This window comes from Desulfovibrio sp. SGI.133 (assembly GCF_050313955.1).
GTDB lineage: Bacteria > Desulfobacterota > Desulfovibrionia > Desulfovibrionales > Desulfovibrionaceae > Desulfovibrio.
Genome location: NZ_JBNPMK010000002.1, coordinates 319,701 through 340,486, shown reverse-complemented (window position 1 = coordinate 340,486; position 20,786 = coordinate 319,701). Strand labels below are relative to the sequence as shown.

Here is a 20,786-nt window from a genome sequence, read left to right as displayed (position 1 = left end):
CATGCTGCGTAGCCTCTGCCTGATCCTTTTCCTGTGCTGCGTGCTCGTGGCCGGGGTCTTCCCCGGCACGGGCCGCGCACAGACGGACGCCCTGCCCCATCTGGAACAGATCGCCGTCCGGGGCAAGACCTCGGTGGCCTCCTGTCTGGACGGCGATACCATGCAGCTGACCAACCGCAGCCGCGTGCGCCTGGCCGGCATCGACACGCCGGAACTCAAGCCCCGCAAGGGCAAGCCCCAGTTCTACGCCCGCGAAGCGCGGGAACTGCTCACCCGTCTGGCCCGCGGCCAGGAGGTCCGGTTCTTCGCCGTGGACAAGGAAGGCAAGGACAAGTACGGCCGCATCGTCGCGGACGTGCGTCTCAAGGACGGGCGCTCGCTCAACGGCATCATGGTGCGTGAAGGCGCAGCTTTCTTCTATCCCCACAAGGGGCTGGACAAGGAGTACCAGGACTGGCTGCTGGGCCTGCAGGCCGAAGCCATCAAGGAACGGCGCGGCATGTGGGCCGAGGTGCTCTCCCGCCCCGAAGCCCTGAAGAATTACACCGGCAACCGCAATTCTCTGCGCTTCTTCCCTGCCGACTGCCCTGACGCCCAGAAGATGAAGCCCCGCAACCGCATCCATTTCGGCACCCTCATGGATGCCTTCATGGCCGGTTATGCTCCGGCCCGCGTCTGCCCCTTCTGGCCGGAGGAAAAATAAGATCATGTCCCATCAGCCTCCCCTTTCCGACCAGCAGGCCCTGGTCATCTTTTCCGGCGGCCAGGATTCGGCCACCTGCCTTGCCTGGGCCCTGTCCCGCTTTGCCCGCGTCCGTACGCTGGGCTTCGATTACGGCCAGCGCCACTCCGTGGAACTGGAATGCCGCGGCAAGGTCCGCAGCGCCATCGCGGCCCTCAAGCCGGAATGGCAGGACCGTCTGGGGCCCGACACCCTGCTGGATATCAGCCTGTTCCGCCAGCTGGCCGACACGGCCCTGACCTCAGACATGCCCATCGAGCAGGAAGGCGAAGGCATCCCCAACACCTTCGTGCCGGGCCGCAACCTGCTGTTCATCATGCACGCCGCAGCCTGGGCCTACGGCAAAAACATCCGCCATCTGGTGCTGGGCGTGTGCGAGAGCGACTCCTCCGGGTACCCGGACTGCCGCGACGACAGCATCAAGGCCATGCAGGTGGCCCTCAATACCGGCATGGACAGCCACTTCGTGCTGCATACGCCGCTCATGTGGCTGGACAAGGCCGATACCTGGCGCCTGGCCGAAGATCTGGGCGGCATGCCGCTGGTGGACTGCATCCTTGAGCAGAGCCATACCTGCTACGAGGGCACGCGCGGCGAGCGCTATCCCTGGGGCTACGGCTGCGGCCAGTGCCCGGCCTGTAAGCTGCGTGCTCATGGCTATGAGGTCTATCTTTCCCGCTATCACCAGAAGTGAGGCCGTCATGGCAGCCAAGAAACAACTGACCGCCGCCCAAGGCATGGATGCCGCCTGCATCCTCTTTGAGCTCAACAGCAAGCGTGAACACATCGTCAATCTGGCCTTTGGTGCGGAGATCCCCGAAGCCTGCCTGACGGAGCCCGGTGCACTGCCCGACTTCTGCGCCGAGTGGCGGGCCTTCGTCCACGCCACGGTCACGGCCGGTCTCATGCAGCACGCGCCCAATACCGTGCTGGTGGGCTATCTGCGCCGCACCGGCGAGCTGCTGGCCGCCACGGCCAAAGCCGAAGGCGCCAGCCTGCATACCCAGGCCGTGCCGGTCACCGAGGACAGCCTCAACGCCTTCGTGGACGGCCCCTTTGCTGCCTACATGCCCTTGCTGGCCCAGGAAAAGCAGCACCAGTGTCCCGTACTCTTCTGCCGCCGTCTGGGTTATGACGAGGACAGCCGCATCACGCCCGAGATACTGAAGAAAATCCAGGCCCGTCTGGCCGCGGTCATGGCCCTGGTCATCACCGCCATCTGGGACAAACTGGACCAGTACGAGATCGCGGCGGATTAGGCAGAAAGTTATCCAGACAGTTTTGTTGAACGAGAGGGGGAGAGGGACTTTTTCCAGCGGAAAAAAGTCCCTCTCCCCCTCTCGTGCTCTCCCCCTCTTCCCCAAAACCGCTGCTCTGGTCAAAAACGGACACGGGACGGGCACAGGCCGGGCACGTTGTGGCAGGTCCCCCGGTAAACATCCTGGCTTCAAAAGTGAAAGCGTCGATGTCCGGCCTTCTACAGGGCGAGGCAACCATTCAGACCGCAGACAGCAGGACTGGACAGGAAAAGCAAGGGGAAGAAAAAGCGGAAAGAACGGCTTTGTGTTTTTTGTTGAAGACCTGTGGCAGGCATACGAAATCGCCGGACGGGCACGCCCTCAGAGATCCAGAAGACAAAAACAGAAATAAAAAACGGCTGCCCGGCAAGGCCGGACAGCCATCGTGAACATCTGAAGGACGATCGGGGGCTAGATGGCCCGTTCGTTTTCCAAAAAGACCCAGTGCAGCAGGCGCTTGTGCACGCGTAGGCGGTTTTCCGACTGCAACAGCAACAGCGACGCCGGGCTGGCAAGGATGTCGCTGGCGACCTCGATGGCCTGCATGGGGCTGGTACCCAGCAGGACGCGCGCCTTCTGGTCGGCATGGGACAGCAGGGCATCATCCACCTTCCACTGCTGCGCCAGCTCGTCATCCAGGCCGGAACGGCAGCCGGCATAGACGAAGTTGCAGCCTTCCACGGCCTGCTGGGGCGTATCCACAAAGTCCACCTTCACGCCGCAATGACGGGCGTAGGCCTCCAGCGTGGGACGGTCCTCCAGCGGCGGCAGGGCCACCTGCAAGCTGAAGGGGAAGTAGCGCAGGGCCTCGATGAGGGAGAACAGGGTACCGTTGGTGCAGCCGAGCCAACCTACGCGGGCCTTCTTGAGATCGTCACGGGTATAGCGCAACATGCAGGCCACGTCGGCCAGCACATGGGCCGGATGGGCATCGGGGCTGCCGGCATTGATGATGGGGAACTGCACCAGGTCCCTGTCCACCGTGGTGGCCAGACCGGGGATACCGTAGACGTACATGCAGTCCACAAAATAGTCGATAACGGCCAGCATCTGGCGCTGGTAACGCTCCACCTCGGACTTCCAGCCGCCCGTGGCGCCCTGGAAGACGATGGAACCGCCCATCTGCCGCACAGCCGCCGAGACGCACAGCCGCTCGGCGAACGAATCCTGCGCGAACAGCAGCACAGCCGTGCGTTCCGTCATGAAGTCGGTACGGCTCTTCGCATCAGGGATCCCGCGTGCCTGCTGCACCAGCAGCCAGGAACCTTCTTCACCAAGATCGTTGAGAGTCAAAACGTGTCGGGGCATACATAACCTCCCAAATCAGACGGCAGCGAGATCCGCCACCGGACTCCAGAATAGCAAACAGCCCGTATCCATGTCCAGAATTTGCAGGCTATCCACGACTTGTGAAAACGGCATGACATTTGCCGCCGGATGATTTTGCAGCTATACTGCGTCCTGCCTTGACGGCCCCCCCTAGCCCGGCCCATCTTTCGGAGGTCACATGAAAGCCTGTTTTTTTGATCTGGACGGAACCCTGCTGGACACTCTTGCCGACATCGGCGGCGCCTGCAATGCCGTCCTTACCGCCCACGGCTACCCTGTCCATCCTGTCAGCGCCTACCGGCAGATGGTCGGCAACGGCTTCCCCATCCTCATGCGCCGGGCCCTGCCTGCGTCCGTGGTGTCCCAGGGCCCACAGGAACGTCTGGATGCCCTGACCGAAGAAGGGCGCCGCTACTATGCCGCCCACCTCAGCATCCATACCACGCCCTACCCCGGCCTTGCCGCGGCCCTTGGCCGCCTGCAGGATGCCGGGCTCCGGCTGGCCGTGCTTTCCAACAAGCCGGAAGACCTTACCTGTGCCCTGGTCCCGCTGCATTTTCCCGGCATCCGTTTCGACGCGGTGCGCGGCGGCCGCCATGACGCCCCCCTCAAGCCCGACCCCACGGTCCTTTTACAGATGGCGGAATCCATGGGCGTGACTCCGCAGGACTGCGCCTATGTGGGCGACAGCGACGTGGACATGATGACGGCCCGCAATGCGGGCATGACAGCCGTGGGCGTAGCCTGGGGCTTCCGGGGCGCGGCCGAGGTGCAGGCAGCCGGAGCGGACGTGGTGGCCGCCGATGCCGAAGAACTTGCACAGATCCTTTTGAAAGCCTGAGGTGTTATGGAACGTCCCATTATCGAGATTGATGAAGAAAAATGCGACGGCTGCGGCCAGTGCGTACTGGACTGCGCCGAAGGTGCCCTTGCCGTCGTGGACGGCAAGGCCCGCCTGATCCGCGACAGTTACTGCGACGGCCTGGGCGCCTGCCTGAACTGTCCCCGTGGTGCCCTGCGCATCGTCATGCGCGAGGCCGAAGCCTTTGACGAAGCAGCGGCCCTGGCCGCCAAGGCCGCCCGCGATGGTCAGGCCCGTCCGCAGGGCTGCCCCGGCAGCCGGCCCCGCACCTTTGCTGCTCCCGGCACCATACCCGCTGGCGCTCCCGCCCTGACGCCTCTCTTTTCCGCTGCCGACAACGACATCCCCGACAGTCTGCGTGCCCGCACCCCCAGCTGGCCCATCCAGCTGCGCCTGCTGCCGCCCCAGGCGCCCTTCCTGAGCGGGGCCCACGTTCTGCTGGCCGCCCAATGCTCCGGCTTCGTCCTGCCCGGTCTGCATACGGACTGGCTGCAGGGCCGCATCCCTGTTATTGCCTGCCCCAAGCTGGACAACAACGGAGACTATGCCGAACGTCTGGCCCGCCTGTTCGCCATGCGGCCTGCCAGCGTCACCCTGCTGCGCATGAGCGTTCCCTGCTGTGCCGCGCTGGAACATCTGGCCCGCCAGGCGCATGAAGCCGCCGGCAGCCACGCCGCCCTGCATTGCCACACCGTCCACCTGCCCCGGTAAATCCTTACAAAAAATCCCGGAATAGCCTTGACAAAAACATAGCTGACAACTATGTTTTATTCCGGAACACATCTTGACCAACGAGGAAAACATGCCCATCCAGATTCCCGCCGACCTGCCTGCACGCAGCGCTCTGGAAAGTGAAAACATCTTTGTCATGACCGACGAACGCGCCGTCCGCCAGGACATCCGTCCGCTGGACATCGTGATCGTCAACCTCATGCCCACCAAGATCGCCACCGAAACACAGCTGCTGCGCCTGCTGGGCAACTCGCCCCTGCAGGTCAACATCACCCTGCTGCGCACGGCGGAGCATCAGTCCAAGAATACGCCCCTGCAGCATCTGGAGCGTTTCTACAAGACCTTCAGCGAGATCCGCCACCGCAGCTTCGACGGCATGATCGTCACCGGGGCTCCCGTGGAGCATCTGCCCTTCGAGCAGGTGGACTACTGGCAGGAACTGCTGGACATCATGACCTATGCCAACGGGCACGTCTTCTCCACGCTCTACATCTGCTGGGCCGCCCAGGCCGCCCTGTACCACTTTTACGGTGTGCCCAAGTACGAACTGCCTGAAAAGCGTTCGGGCATCTTCCGCCACCAGGTCCTGCACCCCGACTGCCGCCTGTTCCGCGGCTTCGACGACGACTTCCCGGCGCCGCATTCGCGCCACACCGAAGTTCGCGCCGAAGACGTACGCCGGACGCCCAACCTGCGCATTCTGGCCGAATCCGACGAGGCCGGCCTGACCCTGGTGGAAAGCCTGGATCACTCCCAGGTCTTCATGACCGGTCATCTGGAATACGACCGCGGGACCCTGGACGCGGAATACCGCCGTGACCTGGCCCGCGGTATGAATCCCCATGTGCCCAGCCACTATTACCCCAATGACGATCCCAGCCAGCTGCCGCGCATGAACTGGCGGGCCCATGCCCATCTGTTCTACAACAACTGGCTCAACTACTACGTTTATCAGGAAACCCCCTACGACTTCGTCATGCAGGGCAAAAACTCCTGAGCGAGGCTGCTATGAAGTTTTCCACCCGAACCCGCTACGGTCTCCGTTTCCTGCTGCGCTTGGCGGCCCAGCCCGACAACTCCCTGCTCCAGCTGGGGCAGGTAGCCCAGGAGGAATCCATCTCCCCCGGCTATCTGGAACAGATCGTGCGCGCCCTCAAGCCGCTGGGCATCCTGCGTGCCGTACGCGGTTCCGGCGGGGGCTATGCCCTGTCCAAACCACCGTCAGAAATCAATATGGAGGACGTCTTCCTGCATCTGGAAGGCGAGATATCCCCCGTTTCCTGCCTCGGACGCGGCAAAGTCTGCCAGCGCGAGGGGCTTTGCTCCACCAGGGCCTTCTGGCATCAGCTGGACGAACACGTCCGCGACTTCCTGCGCCACCAGACCCTGCAAAACATCATCGAATCAGAAAGATCCTGTTGCCAGGATCCGGGAGAACATCATGTGGAACTACACTAACGCCGTCCATGAACATTTTCTCCGTCCGCATAACGCCGGCCCCATGGAAGATGCCAACGCCATCGGCGAAGTGGGCAGCCTGGCCTGTGGCGACGCCCTCAAGCTCTATCTGAAGATCAACGATGAAGGCATCATCGAAAAGGCCAGCTTCGAAACCTTCGGTTGTGCCAGCGCCATCGCTTCCAGCTCCGTGCTGACCGACATGGTCAAGGGCATGAAGGCCGAAGACGCCCTCAAGCTCACCAACAAGGAAATCGCCGAAGCCCTGGGCGGCCTGCCCAAGGAAAAGATGCACTGCTCCGTCATGGGCCAGGAAGCTCTGGAAGCCGCCATCCGCCAGTGGAAGGGCGAGACGCCCGTGCCCCATGCCCATGAGGAAGGCCGTCTGGTCTGCAAGTGCTTCGGCATCACCGATGCCCAGATCATCCGCGCCATCCGCGAGAACGGCCTCAAGACCGTGGAAGAGATCACCAACTACACCAAGGCCGGCGGCGCCTGCGGTGATTGCCAGGACCAGATCGCCGAGATCCTGGCCGCCGAGCTCAAGCAGAAGCCCCTCACCGAACTGCGCCCGGTCAGCAAGCCCCGCATGACCAACGTGCAGCGCATGCAGCTGGTCATGAAGACCATCGAAGAAGAGATCCGTCCCCAGCTGGCCGCCGACGGCGGCGACATCGAGCTGGTGGACGTGGACGGCAAGCGCGTGGTCGTGTCCCTGCGCGGCCGCTGCGCCCAGTGCCGCTCCAGCGAAGTGACCATCCGCAACCTGGTGGAACGTGTCCTGCGTGAACATGTGGAAGCCGACATCGTCGTCGAGGAAGCCTAGCCATGAAGACCATCTATCTCGATAACAACGCGACCACCGCCGTGGCTCCCGAAGTCCGGGAAGCCATGCTGCCCTACCTCACGGACCTGTACGGCAACCCGTCCAGCATGCACACCTTCGGCGGCCAGGTGGGCCGCGCCGTGGAAGAAGCCCGCGAACGCATGGCCGCCCTGCTGGGCGCCCATCCCGACGAGATCATCTTCACGTCCTGCGGTTCCGAAAGCGACAACGCCGCCATCTGGTCCGCCCTGCAGACCCAGCCCGAAAAGCGCCACCTCATCACCACCCGCGTGGAGCATCCCGCCATCCTCAACGTGGCCCAGTACTGGGAACGCCAGGGCTACCGCGTGACCCTGCTCGGCGTGGACAACAAGGGCCGTCTGGATCTGGACGAATACGCCGCCGCCCTGTCCGACGACACGGCGCTGGTCTCCATCATGTACGCCAACAACGAAGTGGGCAACGTCTTCCCCATCAGCCGCATGGCGGAGATGGCCGCCGAAAAGGGCGTGCTCTTCCATACCGACGCCGTGCAGGCCGTGGGCAAGGAAGCCATCGACCTTGGCAAGCAGCCCATCTCCATGCTTTCCCTGTCCGGCCACAAACTGCACGCGCCCAAGGGCATCGGTGTGCTCTATGTGCGCAAGGGCGTGCGCTTCCGTCCCTTCCTGCGCGGCGGGCACCAGGAACGCGGCCGCCGTGCCGGTACCGAGAACGTGCCCTACATCGTCGGTCTGGGCATGGCCGCCCAGCTGGCCGGGCAGCACATGCAGGAAGAACGCACCCAAGTGGCCCGCCTGCGCGACAAGCTGGAACAGGGCCTGCTGGCTGCCATCCCTGACTGCATGGTCAACGGCGATCCCGAGAACCGCCTGCCCAACACCACCAACATCGCGTTCAAGAACGTGGAAGGCGAAGCCATCCTGCTGATGCTGGATCAGCTGGGCATCTGCGCCAGCTCCGGTTCCGCCTGCACCTCCGGCAGCCTGGAACCCTCCCATGTGCTGCGCGCCATGGGCGTGCCCTTCACCTACGCCCATGGCTCCGTCCGTCTCTCCCTTTCCCGCTACACCACGGAAGAAGAGGTCGACTTCGTGGTCGAGAACATGCCCCAGGTCATCAAGACCCTGCGCGCCATCTCGCCCTTCAAGAACTAACGAGGATATGCGGGGAGGGAGGGAACTTTTCCTTGCGGAAAAAAATTTCCTCCCTCCCCTGCCCCCCTCCCTCCTTCAAAAACCGCTCATATTTCCAGAAGAAAGCCCTCCTGGCCTGCAGGCCCGGAGGGCTTTCTTCTGGAAGGCGCATGCTCCCCCACGCTGTCTGTGATGTTGCATCCGGACATTTTTTCTTTCGGCGAGTCCCCTGTAAGACCAAGTTGTGCCCAAAAACAAAACGCCTGCACAAGGCAGACGTTTGACATACGAGCTGCAACGCCGGACACAACCGCACAACGATGGGGGGCTGTACACAGTTCCGAGGAAAATGTTTTTGGGATTGGACGGGGGACTGGGAGAAAAAAGGCCAGCTTTTACAAAAACGCCCTTTTCCCCAGTCGGCACTCCGACAAAATTCACGTCCCCATTTTGACGGCAGATCGTCATCCGGCCTTCATGCATCTGACGACGAACGGCGCCATAACGGTTTCGGATGCCGGGATGTTCGCCCCAAGCCTCCGGGGAGCGCATCACAGGGACACCTCCTCTTCTCCTGCGGATGCCTGATCCGGGCTTGCATCATGGCGCGAGCTGTCCTTGCGCTCCTGTATTCCGAGTATCCCCGGTGTGAGCGCCCAAAACAAAAAAGCCTGCGCAAGGCAGGCTTTTTGACATACGGGCTGCGACGCCGGCTGCCACCACGCAACGACGGGGACCGGCATACAGACCTGAAAAAAATTTTTTCGGGGTTGGATAGGGGGCTGGGGGAAGGAAGGGGCAGTTTTTACAAAAAACGCCCATCCTTCCCCCAGCTGAACCCCCGGTAAAGATCACGCCTCCACGGGGCGCAGGGCTTCGATGGCGGCCCTGTCCAGGACACGCTGGTTGGAGCTGCCGCGGAAATCCAGCTCCAGATCGCGCAGGGCTTCCACATAGGGGCCGTCCACCAGCACGTCCACCTTGTCCAGCAACCGGCCCACGGCCGGGATCTTTTGGGCAAGGCTGTAGAGTTCCTCGCAGGTGTAGCCGCTGTAGGCGTAGACGTTCTTGCCGGCGGCGTGCACGGCATCGGCCAGGTAGCACAGGGGCTCGGCCTGGACGAAAGGCTCACCGCCGGAGAACGTGATGCCCGACAACAGGGGGTTTTCCATGAACTGACGCAGGATGTCGTCCGTATCCCGGAACTCTCCGCCGTCGAAGTCATGGGTCTGCGGATTGTGGCAGCCCGGGCAATGATGGGGGCAGCCCTGGGTGAAGACCACGTAGCGCAGTCCGGGACCGTCTACGATGGACTCTTCCACAATACCGCTTATGCGGAGCCTAGGCATGCTTGACGCGGTCGCGTTCTTCGGCACGCTTGGCGTTGTTGAAACGGTCAAGCGTCCCCACCAGATAGCCGGTGATGCGGCGCACGCGTTCAAAAGCCACGCCTTCGCCCACCATTTTCACTTCGGCTTTGGTCTCGGTCAGTTCAGATTTCATCAGCATGGTCCAGGCTCCTCCTCTTGGGGTAAAAAGTGACGGAAACTAACGGCAGCAGTTGGGCATGTGCGGATACTTGCGGCGCAGCATCTTGAGCGTTTCCTGACTCACGGCCTCGCCCTCCTTGCGCCCGCAGCGGGGGCACTGGCCGTTGATGACGCCCACATAGCCGCACACAGGGTCGCGGTCCAGCGGATGGTTGATGGATCCGTAGCCCACGCCCTTGTCGTGCATGAAACGGATGATGGTCTCAAAGGCTTCCAGGTTCTTGCAGGTATCGCCGTCCAGCTCCACATAGGTGATATGACCGGCATTGGTGAAGCTGTGGTAGGGCGCTTCCAGCTCGATCTTGCGGAAGGCCTTGATGGGGAAATACACGGGCACGTGGAAGGAGTTGGTGTAGTACTCCCGGTCCGTGACGCCCTTGATGACGCCGTACTTCTTGCGGTCCAAGGCCACGAAACGGCCGCTCAGACCTTCGGCAGGCGTAGCGATCAGGGTAAAGTTCAGATGCGTCTTGGCGGCTTCGTCATCGCAGCGCTTGCGCATGTGTTCCACGATGCGCAGGCCCAGCTTCTGGGACTCTTCGCTCTCGCCGTGATGCTTGCCGGTCAGGGCCACCAGGGTCTCGGCCAGACCGATGAAGCCCACGGTCAGGGTGCCGTGCTTGAGCACTTCGGCCACGCTCTCGTCCCAGTCCAGCTTTTCGGAATCCAGCCAGATGCCGTTGCCCATCAGGAAGGGATAGTTGCGCACCTTCTTGGAGCACTGGATGTCGAAGCGGTGCAGCAGTTGGCGGAACACCAGGTCGATCTGATCGTCCAGCAGCTGGAAGAAGCGATCCAGATCGCCCTTGGCCTCGATGCCCAGGCGGGGCAGGTTGATGGACGTGAAGCTCAGGTTGCCGCGGCCGCAGGTCACCTGGCGGTCGGGATCGTACACGTTGCCCAGCACGCGGGTACGGCAGCCCATGTAGGCCACTTCGCTGTTGTAGTCACCGGGCTTGTAGTACTGCAGGTTGAACGGCGCATCCAGGAAGCTGAAATTGGGGAACAGGCGCATGGCCGAGGTCTTGATGGCCATCTTGAACAGGTCGTAGTTGGGGTCGCCTTCGTTGTAGTTGACGCCTTCCTTGACCTTAAAGATCTGCACCGGGAAGATGGAGGTCTCACCGCTGCCCAGACCGGCCTGGGTGGCCAGCAGCAGGTTACGCACCACCATGCGGCCTTCGGCGGAGGTGTCGGTGCCGTAGTTGACGGAGCTGAAGGGCACCTGCGCACCGGCGCGGGAATTCATGGTGTTCAGGTTGTGCACAAAGGCTTCCATGGCCTGGTAGGTGCGGCGGTCGGTGATGCGCAGGGCTTCCTCGGCGGCGTAGGCATGGGCGGCACGCACCAGCTCGCGCTCGTTCTCGGCCACCAGGCCTTCCATGCGCTTGCCCAGTTCGTCCACATCGGCCATGCGGATGGCGGGCATCACGGGCAGCAGGATCTGCTGGCTGAATTCTTCGGCCTGGGCGGCATCCATGCCGGTCCTGATGCGCACGAAGGCGGTGAAGGCGTGGCGGTATTCCTTGCGGAAGGTCTTGGCCACGCCGCCGGCCATGGCGTAATCGAAGTGCGGCACGCTCTGGCCGCCGTGCATCTCGTTCTGGTTGGCCTGGATGGCGATACAGGCCAGGGCGGAATAGCTCTCGATGGAATTGGGCTCGCGCAGATGGCCGTGACCGGTGGAGAACCCGTTGCGGAACAGCGGGATCAGGTCGATCTGGCAACAGGTCTCGGTGAGCATGTAGAAATCCTTGTCATGGATATGGATGTCACCGTTGATGTGCGCGGCCGAGGCGTCCTTGGGCAGGACGTAGTTGTCGGTGAAATACTTGGCCCCTTCGGAACCGTACTTGAGCATGGTGCCCATGGCCGTATCGCCGTCGATGTTGGCGTTCTCGCGCTTGATGTCTTCTTCGATGGCAGGCGCGTAGGTCAGGGTCTTGTAGATCTCCATCAGGTAGGATTCCGCGTTGCGGCGCTTGGTGTGCTCGGCGCGGTACAGGATGTAGGCCTTGGCGGTCTTGGCGTAATCGTACTGGATCAGGGTCTCTTCCACCACGTCCTGGATCTCTTCCACATGGCGGAGGTTTTGGGCTTCGAGCTTGCGGCAGACCTTTTCGGTGACGAACAGGAGATCCGTGGGGGACATGTCCTCGCCGGACGCCTTGTTGGCCTTGGTAATGGCATTGAGAATCTTGACGGAATCAAAGGCGACCTCGGTCCCGTCCCGCTTGATGATGCTCGCAAGCATGTTTTCCTGCTCCAGATCCAAAGATATTTGTTTTCCTGACCCGTTTTAGGGTCAACACAAAAGACCCTCCCTGTAGGGGAGGTCTCAGGCCCTGAAAAATCATGAAAAAAGGTGGAAAAAAGATACGGACGCCCGGCGACAGAGTGTCATGACGTCCCTTCCCAGCGGCAAAAACCCGTTGCCGTGAGGCTGTCCCCATGGACAAGCGGCAGAAGCAGGTCTTCCGGCTCGTCACCCTGCTCCCGGCCTTCCCGGCGGTTGCCAGTGGCACACGGGGGGAGCAGGTTCTGCGACTTACGGCGGCGGGTCCGCTCCCGGATCTCACGGGATTCCCGATGAAGCTCGTAGCAGCGCTTCTGCCCGCTCAAGATGGCAAAAGGTGCCTCACGTGTCAACACAGAGTTTTTGTAAGTATTTTACAACATTTTGAAATAATTGTAAAAAATCACAAGTCTGCGCCAAAACAGGCAATTTGCCAAAGTCCGCGCCAATTCTGGGCTGGCGGGATTTTTGAATCCGCAGACCACTCCGCCTGCGTCGTTTTTCACAACTTGCCGCCCTGCCGGAGCCCCCTTTTCTGCATAAAAAAGGGCTCTCCTCCGGGAAACAGATTCCCCTGATAGAGGATCCCTGCCGGGTGACACAGCCCGCGTACGGACCGCGCATCCGGCGGGGACCCATGGTTCAACCGGCGCGGGTACCCGAAGATGCCCGCGCCGGCCTGTGGCCGCTAGACCGCCAGCTTGGGCAGGGTCGAGGCGCCGTGCGGCATGATGATGGTGCGCACGTCCAGCTCCTGTCCCAGGAAATGGCGAGCCTTGTCCAGGGCCTCGTCCAAGGTATGGCAGACATGCATCTTCGTCTTGCCGAACAGGGCGGCATCCATGTCCGTCACCAGGATGAGGTTGTGTTTCTCGGCCGCCTCGGCAAAGAGGAAGCCCACATAGCTGCCGATGGAGAAGGTATCGCGCAGGGCCTTTTCACGGGCCTGCATGTCGCTGTAGGCGCAGATCTGCGTCTCCACATCGGGGTTGCCGAAGCCTTCGGAGCAGCGGGAAAGCAGGATCATGGTCCCGCCAGGCTGCACGGCGCTCAGGGCGTTGCTCAGCAGCTTGATGGTCTGGTAAAGGTTGATGTCCTTGGGGTAGCCGCCCGCGCTGGCCACCACCAGGGGGGTACGCTCGGGGATGGTCACGCCTTCCATGCTGTCCACCAGACGGCAGGCCGCCGCATGGGACTGGACCCAGTCACCGGCAAAGGCCTTGATGATGCGGTAATCGTCATTGACCACCACATTGAGGCCGAAGCAGGGCCGGGCCATGGCCGCGGCCTCGAAGATGTCGGCATGGAAAATGTTGGTGTCCGCCATGTTGGCGCTGCGCACGTCGGCGTTGGTGCCGTTGCCGAAACCGGGGTTCAGGGCCTGCTTGTGGTGGCGCTGGATGGTCTCGTAACCGGCGATGCCGGGCAGCAGCATCTTGCCGCCGCCACCGAAGCCCGCCAGGAAGTGGTAGACCACGCCGCAGGTGATGATGATCTTGTCACAGGCCATGGCGTAGCTGTTGAACCATACCGGCGTGCCGCGGCTGGTATCGCCCACGTGCACCAGATGGGCCGTATCGCGGCAGTCGTGGTCGATGACGCGGATACAGCGGCAGATGTCCTCGCCCAGCAGGCGGGTTTGCTCGTCGCCCATGTGGGCACGATGCGTGCCCGTGGCCGTGACGATGAGGATGTCGCTGTCGGGGATACCGCAGGCGTTGAGCTCTTCCACCATCACGTGGACGTAGACCGCGGGCGACTGCCACAAGCGGGTCACATCGGGTACCAGCAGGCAGATCTTCTCGCCGGGGTTGACGATGTCCTTCAGGCAAGGCGAACCGATGGGATGGCGCAGGGCCTCACGCACGGCCTGATCCGGTTCCATGACCGGCAAGGACACAGGATTGGACTCCAGCACGGCCACCAGGTTCTTGTCGGCCACCGGCATGGTCCAGGAAATATCACCATAGTGCAGCGTATGTTCTGACATGACGCACCTCATTCCCTCTAAAGCCAGAAAACAGCGGAACACCTCCGCAGAGGTCCGCGAATATAGGCCCCTCGCCCGCGGGCCGCAAGCCAAAAATCCGGGGAACCCTCCGATTTTATTTTATAAAATATCACATACCAAGCACTCTGCTTTGATTCCGTGCCGCCTGCCGGACTTCGCCCCGGCCCATTGATCCCCCTCCTCTCCCGCCCTTGGTAAACGGGATCGAACCACACAGCCCGCAACATCCACGCCTGCCCCTCTCCAGACAGCGGCGGGGACCGGCAGACAGACCTGAGCAAAAGTTTTTTCAGGGGTGGATGGGGGCCCGGGGGAAGGCGGGGACAGTTTTTACAAAAAGCGTCCCCGCCTTCCCCGGCAAACCAGACCTGCTCCCACCTTCAGACATACCGGGGCTTTCCCAGCTTACCTGCCCGGCGGACAATCCGCGATGATACGAAAAAAGGGCGGGATGTCCCGCCCTTGTCTGTATTCCGCGTCCTCCTGCCGCCACGGCGACACCGGGGGTTCACAGCAAATAATCTTTTACGGCGCCACAGGGCTCAGGCCCAGCTCGGCCGGCGCGCTGACGTTCACGCCGTGGCTGATGCTGCGGCTCTCGCCCGCGGGCACCTCCACCTTCCAGAACAGGCTGTGATCCTCGCCCTTCTGTGCCCGGGTGCCGTCCAGCGACACTTCCACGGACTTGTTGACGGGCAGGGGCTCGGGCCGCTCCACACGCACCGTCACGGCCTGGGCACGCGCATTGTGCACCGTGTAGGTCCAGTTCCAGCTCCAGGTCTGGCGCTTGCCGATGATCCCGGTCTCACCGCGACGTTTGTCGTCCGTGGTGGTGGTCACCGACACGCGGGGATCCACCCCGAAATAGAGGCGCACCTTATTGCCTTCGGGCACGAAACGCCCCGATCCCACCGGCAGACCGTCCACAGAGAACTCGGCCTGGGCCGAAGGCCAGGGAGTGCTGTCCAGCGCCCGTTCCACCATCAGCCACACCGGGCTGCCCTGCTCGTCAGGACGGGCCACCCACTGCAAGGGGGCCTTCCATTCTTCCTGTCGCAGCACAAGGCGTTCCTGCCCCTGCGGCAGGGTCACGCGCCCCAGATCCCAGCGGGCATAGGTCCCCTTGTCCAGCACCGGCACAGGAGAGGCGGGAGCGTTGGGCGCGCTGTCGGCCCGGGCGGCCAGCACCACAGGGGCGGCCTTGAATTCCGCAGCGGCCCGGGCGTAAGGACGCGGCACCGGACCATCATCCACGCGCCAGACAGGCAGGGCGGGCGCATCCAGCGGACGGGCGTCCTGCCAGACGATGGAAAGGTCACAACCGCGCCAGTCCATGCCGGAGTTCTGGCGCAGACGGGCCGTCAGGAGCACGCGGACGGTGCCTTCTTCCGGCCGGGCATCCAGATCATAGACGGGGTCCCAGCCGCTGTTGTCCAGCGTGTAGGCGTAGCGCACACGGATCTTCCCGGCCGGCGCGCCGTCCAGCAGCAGGATCACCAGCTGACCGCTCTCCGTCACGCGCGGCAGGCTGGCCAGCACATTGCTGATGGTCTTCAGCTCGCGCTGCAGGGCGGCCTGACGCTCACGCAGGCGTGGGATGACTTCGGCCATGCGGGCATCCAGCTTTTCCAGAGCTTCCAAGCTCCGTTCCCCGGCATGGGCCGTCCACAGGCCAAGACGGGCCGAGACGGCTTCCAGCTCCCCTTCCACGGCACGCTTGCGGGCCAGCAGATCCTGGCGGCGACGGGCGTCACCATCGGCCACGGCGGCCGGGGCCACCCGGCTGCGCCAGCTGGCAAGACGCACGTCCCCCAGATCGAACTGCAGGTTGCGGGCGTTCTCGGGCACGAAAAGTTCCACACGCCCCACGCCGTCCCGCACACGGACCTCCAGTTCTTCTTCCCCCTGCACCAGCGCGTGGGTGGGGAAGAGGGAGACCTGCTTCGGGCGCAGGAAGGTATGCGGCGCTTCGTCCACCAGGCCGAACGTGGCCGCGGTGGCGCCTTCGCGGGCCCAGACCGGCCCGGATACGGGGACAAGGCTCATGCCCGCCAGCAGGAGCGAGACTCCCAGCAGGCGGGAAGGGATACGACGGTGTCCAGTTGTCTTTTGTTTCATCATCCTGTTCCTGACTTTTCAAGTCAGTAATGTCGTCCTGTCCGGGAACGGCAGGCGGCCTGGGCCCAGGCCGGGGAGAGGAAAAGGATCCCGGGGCGGGGCCCCGGACAGGAAGGCGGAGGGAAAGGCCGGGAAAGACGTCCCGGCCGGGACGGGGACACGGCACCATGCCGTGCCTCCGGGAAAGCCCTGCCTGCCGGGTCGTCCCGGGGCAGGCAGGAAAGGCGGGGCCGGGCCGCCCCGTCGCGCCCATGCCGGCAAGGGCACGGAGCGACGGGACAGCCGCGGCGAACATCAGCGGGTCAGCTTGCGGAACTTGGGCCGGTGCGGGGTCTCCGCTTCCTTGCCCAGACGCTTCTTGCGGTCTTCCTCGTATTCGCTGAAGTTGCCCTCGAAGAAGATGACGCTGGAGTCGCCCTCGAAGGCCATGATGTGCGTGGCGATGCGGTCCAGGAACCAGCGGTCGTGGCTCACCACCAGCACGCAGCCGGCGAAGTTGTCCAGGGCGTCTTCCAGGGCGCGCATGGTGTTGACGTCGATATCGTTGGTGGGTTCGTCGAGCAGCAGCACGTTGGCGCCGGATTTCAGCATCCGGGCCAGGTGCAGACGGTTGCGCTCACCACCGGAAAGCACGTCCACCTTTTTCTGCTGGTCGGCACCATGGAAGTTGAAGCGCGTGCAGTAGGCACGGGCGTTGACTTCGCGGCTGCCCAGCTTGATGGTGTCGTGGCCTTCGCTGATGATGTCGTATACGCTCTTGCCCGGCTCCAGGGACTCGCGGCCCTGGTCCACATAGGCGAACTGCACGGTATCGCCCACCTTCACGGTGCCGGTATCGGGCTGTTCCTGACCCACCAGCATCTTGAAGAGTGTGGTCTTGCCCGCGCCGTTGGGGCCGATGATGCCCACGATGGCACCGGCCGGGATGATGGCGTTGACATCTTCCATCAGCACACGGTCGCCCATGCTCTTGCTGACGCCGGTGAGCTCGATGACGCTCTTGCCCAGACGCGGTCCCGGCGGAATGTAGATCTCCAGATCCGGGGCGCGCTTCTCGCTCTCGTGGGAGAGCATGGCCTCGTAGGCGTTGATGCGGGCCTTGCCCTTGGCGTGGCGGCCCTTGGGCGACATGCGGATCCACTCCAGTTCGCGGGCCAGGGTCTTCTGGCGGTCGGCTTCGGCCTTTTCCTCATTGGCCAGGCGCTTTTGCTTCTGTTCCAGCCAGGAGGAGTAGTTGCCCTTCCACGGGATGCCCCGGCCGCGGTCCAGTTCCAGGATCCAGCCGGCCACGTTGTCCAGGAAGTAACGGTCGTGGGTCACGGCGATGACCGTACCGGGGAAGGTGGAGAGGTAACGCTCCAGCCAGGCCACGGATTCGGCATCCAGATGGTTGGTGGGTTCGTCCAGCAGCAGGATGTCCGGGGCCTGCAGCAGCAGGCGGCACAGGGCCACGCGGCGGCGTTCGCCACCGGAGATCTTGTCCACGGTCATGTCGGCCGGCGGGCAGCGCAGGGCGTCCATGGCCATTTCCAGCCGGGCGTCCAGATCCCACACGCCCTTGTGGTCCATCAGTTCCTGCACCTGGGCCTGACGCTCGATGAGGGCGTCCATCTCCTCAGGTTCCATGGGTTCGGCGAAACGGGCATTGATTTCCTCGAACTCCTTGGCGATGGCCATGAGTTCGCTCACACCCTCTTCCACCACCTCGCGCACGGTACGGGTCTCCCCGGCCAGGGGTTCCTGTTCCAGGTAGCCGATGGTGTAGCCGGGAGCCAGCACGGTCTTGCCGTCAAAGGCTTCGTCCACACCGGCCAGGATCTTCAGCAGGCTGGACTTGCCCGCGCCGTTGAGGCCCAGGACGCCGATCTTGGCCCCGTAGAAGTACGAAAGGGAGATGTCCTTCAGCACTTCTTTCTGGCCGTGGCGCTTGGACACGCGGATCATGGAATAAATGATCTTGTCCGGTTCGTTGCTCATAGTATCCTCAAAAGTGATGTGTGCCGGCCGGGCCGGCAGGGCGTACAGTCTAGCCGGGCTTGCGCCACATTTCAAGCACGCGCCGCAGCCACAGGAACATGCCCGGCGTCAGGGATGCGTGAGCGACGTCCCTTTGTCCACGCCCCCGGCCGAGGATTTTGTCTGTTCCCGCGGCCGGATGAACGGCTTGATTTGCCGCCCTGAGTCTGCCAAGATGCATGGTTCATCATGTCCGCAAAGGAGGAGGTCGTATGCTGTCGGTTCTGCGCAGGCTCAGTGTCGCCCTGACCCGCTTCATGGGTGTCATCATCATCGCCTTCTCGGCGCTGGCCCTGTGGCAACCCTGGATCTTTTCCTGGGTGGCGCCGCATATTTCCGCCATGCTGGGCATCATCATGCTGGGCATGGGCATGACCCTGCACTGGCAGGACTTCAGCCATGTGCTGCGGCATCCCCGCGATCTGGGGCTGGGACTGGTGGTGCAGTTCGGCTGCATGCCGCTGCTGGCCTTTGCCCTGTGCCATGTGTTCGCCCTGCCGCCGGAACTGGCCATGGGCATGATCCTGGTGGGCACGGCCCCGGGCGGGACTGCCTCCAACGTGCTGACCTTCATCGCCCGCGGCGACGTGGCTTTTTCCGTGGCCATGACGGCAGCGGCCACCCTGGTCTCGCTGCTGCTGACCCCGCCGCTGACCTGGCTGCTGGGCGGTGTGTGGGTGCCGGTGGACATGGGCGGCCTTTTCTGGTCCATCGTCAAGATCGTGCTGGTGCCCGTGCTGCTGGGTCTGCTGCTGCACCATTTCCAGCGCGGCCTGGTGGACAGGCTCATGCCCTTCCTGCCGCTGGCCTCGGCCCTGGTCATCACCCTGGTCATCGCCGGCATCATCGCCGTCAATGCGCAGAACATCCTTTCGGCCGGGCCCGCCATCTTCGCGGCGGTCATCGCCCACAACCTCCTTGGCCTGGCCGTGGGCTGGTTCGCCGCCTGCCGGCTGCGCTTTGCGCCGCCGCGTCGCCGCGCCCTGGCCATAGAGATAGGCACACAGAATTCCGGGCTGGCCACAGCCCTGGCGCTGGCGCATTTCACGCCTGCCGCCGCCATTGCCGGCGCCCTGTTCAGCGTCTGGCAGAACATTTCCGGCGCGCTGCTCTCCAACTTCTGGGCAACGCGTCCCGTAACGTCTGATTCCGGGGAGAAGGATTCATGAAGTTCATTTTCGGTGAGGGTTTCCAACGCACTCTGGGCGGTTCCATGATGGTGGCCGGTACGGCCATCGGCGCGGGCATGCTGGCCCTGCCCATGACCTCGGCCGGCATGTGGTTCAACTGGTCCATGGTGCTCATGCTGCTTTCCTGGTTCTGCATGCTGCGCGCCAGCCAGGCCATCCTTGAAGTCAACCTGCTGTTCGAGCCCGGCGACAGCCTGCACACCCTGGTGCAGAACACGCTGGGTTCCTTCTGGAGCGTGCTCAACGGCTTTTCCGTGGCCTTCGTGCTCTACACGCTGGTCTATGCCTACGTCAGCAGCGGCGGTTCCGTGGTCCAGCATGCCCTGCAGTCCAGCTGGGGCATCACGCCGCCCCGTGTCCTCACCAGCCTGATCTTCACCATCCTGCTCACGGCCTGTGTCTGGTGGAGCTCCAAGGCTGTGGACCGTCTGTCCGCCATCCTCATGGGCGGCATGGTCATCACCTTCCTGCTGTCCATCGGCGGCATGATCGGTCAGGCCCGCCTGGATTCCATGCTGGGCCTGGACGGCCAGAGCGGCGAATTCATCTTCATCTTCGGCGCGGCCTCCACCTACCTGACCTCCTTCTGCTTCCACGCCTCGGTGCCCAGCCTCATCAAATATCTGGGCAAGGACGCCCGCACCATCAACAGCTGCCTGCGCATCGGTACGGTCATCGCCCTGCTCTGCTACGTGGTCTGGATCGCCGCCGCCGACGGCATCATCCCGCGTGACGACTTCAAGCACATCACCAACGTGGGCGATCTGGTGGCCGCTTCCGGCACCAGCCTGGGCGGCATCATCCTCAAGATGCTGGAGGCCTTTGCCCTGTTCGCCATCGCCACGTCCTTCCTGGGCGCGGGCCTTGGCCTGTTCGACTACATGGCCGACCTGTGCGGCTTCGACAACAGCCGCCTGGGCCGCACCAAGACCATGCTCATCACCTTCGTGCCGCCCATGATCGGCGGCATCATCTGGCCCGACGGCTTCCTGCCCGCCATCGGCTGGGCCGGTCTGGCGGCCTCCATCTGGTCGGTCATCGTGCCCGCCCTGCTGCTGCGCGCCAGCCGCCGCAAGTTCCAGGCCAGCCTGTACCGTGTGCCCGGCGGTTCCACCACCGTGCCCCTGCTGTTGGTCTACGGCATCATCGTGGCCGTCTGCCATACCCTGTATGTCTTCAACCTGCTGCCTGTCTTCAAGTAGCAGCCAATACGCAAGGAGTT

18 protein-coding genes and 1 riboswitch are annotated in these 20,786 nt (G+C 63.2%); of the genes, 11 read left to right on the top strand and 7 right to left on the bottom strand.

Annotated elements, in window-relative coordinates:
• The first annotated feature begins 1 nt into the window (after position 1).
• From ACQRBR_RS04285 to ACQRBR_RS04275, 3 genes are read left to right on the top strand one after another with little or no spacing between them, the layout of a single operon-like run.
• Positions 2–703: a thermonuclease family protein gene (locus tag ACQRBR_RS04285; RefSeq protein ID WP_321031568.1), complete on the top strand. Its 702-nt coding sequence runs from the start codon at positions 2–4 to the stop codon at positions 701–703.
• A gap of 4 nt (positions 704–707) precedes the next feature.
• Complete coding sequence (gene queC, locus ACQRBR_RS04280; RefSeq protein WP_303880800.1) at positions 708–1,436, top strand: 7-cyano-7-deazaguanine synthase QueC; 729 nt, start codon at positions 708–710, stop codon at positions 1,434–1,436.
• 7 nt (positions 1,437–1,443) lie between these two features.
• Entirely contained in the window at positions 1,444–2,001 is a 558-nt protein-coding gene (locus tag ACQRBR_RS04275; RefSeq protein WP_278882068.1) for a serine/threonine protein kinase, read from the top strand.
• Between the two features lie 450 nt (positions 2,002–2,451).
• Here ACQRBR_RS04275 and ACQRBR_RS04270 read toward each other — a convergent pair whose 3' ends face one another.
• Positions 2,452–3,348: an ornithine carbamoyltransferase gene (locus tag ACQRBR_RS04270; protein WP_303880797.1), complete on the bottom strand. Its 897-nt coding sequence runs from the start codon at positions 3,346–3,348 to the stop codon at positions 2,452–2,454.
• A 199-nt stretch (positions 3,349–3,547) separates the two neighbouring features.
• Between ACQRBR_RS04270 and ACQRBR_RS04265 the strand changes: the two genes are divergently transcribed.
• The 6 genes from ACQRBR_RS04265 to nifS all read left to right on the top strand — a co-directional run bounded on the left by ACQRBR_RS04265 (position 3,548) and on the right by nifS (position 8,404).
• The gene (locus ACQRBR_RS04265; RefSeq protein WP_427812382.1) at positions 3,548–4,210 is read left to right on the top strand and encodes an HAD family hydrolase; all 663 of its coding nucleotides are present in this window, start codon (positions 3,548–3,550) and stop codon (positions 4,208–4,210) included.
• A 6-nt stretch (positions 4,211–4,216) separates the two neighbouring features.
• Positions 4,217–4,942 carry an ATP-binding protein gene (locus ACQRBR_RS04260; protein WP_303880795.1) on the top strand — a complete coding sequence of 242 codons (726 nt, stop codon included), beginning with the start codon at positions 4,217–4,219 and terminating at the stop codon, positions 4,940–4,942.
• A 91-nt stretch (positions 4,943–5,033) separates the two neighbouring features.
• The gene (metA, locus tag ACQRBR_RS04255) at positions 5,034–5,960 is read left to right on the top strand and encodes a homoserine O-acetyltransferase MetA (protein ID WP_303880794.1); all 927 of its coding nucleotides are present in this window, start codon (positions 5,034–5,036) and stop codon (positions 5,958–5,960) included.
• Between the two features lie 11 nt (positions 5,961–5,971).
• The gene (locus ACQRBR_RS04250) at positions 5,972–6,421 is read left to right on the top strand and encodes an RrF2 family transcriptional regulator (protein ID WP_006003905.1); all 450 of its coding nucleotides are present in this window, start codon (positions 5,972–5,974) and stop codon (positions 6,419–6,421) included.
• A complete protein-coding gene (nifU, locus tag ACQRBR_RS04245) occupies positions 6,405–7,247 on the top strand; it encodes a Fe-S cluster assembly protein NifU (protein ID WP_040368928.1) in 843 nt (280 codons plus the stop codon). Before ACQRBR_RS04250 ends, nifU begins: the two co-directional genes overlap by 17 nt.
• 2 nt (positions 7,248–7,249) lie before the next feature.
• A complete protein-coding gene (gene nifS, locus ACQRBR_RS04240; RefSeq protein ID WP_006003903.1) occupies positions 7,250–8,404 on the top strand; it encodes a cysteine desulfurase NifS in 1,155 nt (384 codons plus the stop codon).
• A gap of 830 nt (positions 8,405–9,234) precedes the next feature.
• Here the strand turns inward: nifS and nrdG are convergent.
• The 6 genes from nrdG to ettA all read right to left on the bottom strand — a co-directional run bounded on the left by nrdG (position 9,235) and on the right by ettA (position 18,335).
• Positions 9,235–9,705: an anaerobic ribonucleoside-triphosphate reductase activating protein gene (nrdG, locus tag ACQRBR_RS04235; RefSeq protein WP_303880793.1), complete on the bottom strand. Its 471-nt coding sequence runs from the start codon at positions 9,703–9,705 to the stop codon at positions 9,235–9,237.
• A gap of 19 nt (positions 9,706–9,724) precedes the next feature.
• Positions 9,725–9,892, bottom strand: coding sequence for an anaerobic ribonucleoside-triphosphate reductase (gene nrdD / locus ACQRBR_RS04230; protein WP_006003899.1), 168 nt, complete (start codon positions 9,890–9,892; stop codon positions 9,725–9,727).
• A gap of 39 nt (positions 9,893–9,931) precedes the next feature.
• Positions 9,932–12,187, bottom strand: coding sequence for an anaerobic ribonucleoside triphosphate reductase (locus ACQRBR_RS04225; RefSeq protein WP_303953463.1), 2,256 nt, complete (start codon positions 12,185–12,187; stop codon positions 9,932–9,934).
• Positions 12,188–12,383: 196 nt separating this feature from the next.
• Positions 12,384–12,560: riboswitch (cobalamin riboswitch) on the bottom strand.
• Positions 12,561–12,917: 357 nt separating this feature from the next.
• Positions 12,918–14,219: a nickel-dependent lactate racemase gene (gene larA / locus ACQRBR_RS04220; RefSeq protein ID WP_427812380.1), complete on the bottom strand. Its 1,302-nt coding sequence runs from the start codon at positions 14,217–14,219 to the stop codon at positions 12,918–12,920.
• A gap of 546 nt (positions 14,220–14,765) precedes the next feature.
• On the bottom strand, positions 14,766–16,358 hold the full coding sequence (locus ACQRBR_RS04215; RefSeq protein WP_427812379.1) for a DUF4139 domain-containing protein: 1,593 nt from the start codon (positions 16,356–16,358) through the stop codon (positions 14,766–14,768).
• Between the two features lie 294 nt (positions 16,359–16,652).
• The gene (gene ettA, locus ACQRBR_RS04210) at positions 16,653–18,335 is read right to left on the bottom strand and encodes an energy-dependent translational throttle protein EttA (RefSeq protein ID WP_006003892.1); all 1,683 of its coding nucleotides are present in this window, start codon (positions 18,333–18,335) and stop codon (positions 16,653–16,655) included.
• Between the two features lie 251 nt (positions 18,336–18,586).
• Here ettA and ACQRBR_RS04205 point away from each other — a divergent pair, with 251 nt between their 5' ends.
• A complete protein-coding gene (locus tag ACQRBR_RS04205) occupies positions 18,587–19,543 on the top strand; it encodes a bile acid:sodium symporter family protein (protein WP_303953471.1) in 957 nt (318 codons plus the stop codon).
• Positions 19,540–20,766 (top strand): aromatic amino acid transporter, encoded by a 1,227-nt coding sequence (locus ACQRBR_RS04200; RefSeq protein ID WP_006003889.1) that lies wholly within the window; start codon positions 19,540–19,542, stop codon positions 20,764–20,766. Before ACQRBR_RS04205 ends, ACQRBR_RS04200 begins: the two co-directional genes overlap by 4 nt.
• The last annotated feature ends 20 nt before the right edge of the window (positions 20,767–20,786 follow it).